The sequence below is a fragment of the Affinundibacterium nitidum genome, assembly GCF_014284155.1.
Taxonomy (GTDB): Bacteria; Pseudomonadota; Gammaproteobacteria; order Burkholderiales; family Burkholderiaceae_D; genus Undibacterium; species Undibacterium nitidum.
Genome location: NZ_JACOFZ010000043.1, coordinates 1 through 320, shown reverse-complemented (window position 1 = coordinate 320; position 320 = coordinate 1). Strand labels below are relative to the sequence as shown.

Genomic DNA, 320 nt, shown 5'->3' with positions numbered 1-320 from the left:
ATTCCTACAATGCCGCGACCGGTGTTATTGGTTATACCTATCGCATCACCAATACGCAAACCAATAGCGGTACGGGTGTGACAGAGTCCTTGACCGTCAAAGTGAACGACACGATTGGCCAAGTCAACCAAGCGACTTTAACGCTCAATGTGGTCGATGATGCACCGTTGGCGGGTAACGATACGATCACGACGAATGCAGGCGTTGCTGCGACGGGTAGTCTGGCGACGAATGATGCAGCAGGCGCCGATAGCCCAGCGACTTGGACGATAGGTACTGCACCAACTCATGGTACGGTTACGATTACAGCGGGCACGGGC

Annotated in this window: 1 protein-coding gene; it reads left to right on the top strand. The window is 54.1% G+C overall.

Features of this window, described 5'->3' with window-relative positions; all coding sequences use genetic code 11:
• On the top strand, positions 1-320 hold a 320-nt coding region (locus tag H8K36_RS18960; RefSeq protein WP_186920465.1), incomplete at both ends, for an Ig-like domain-containing protein.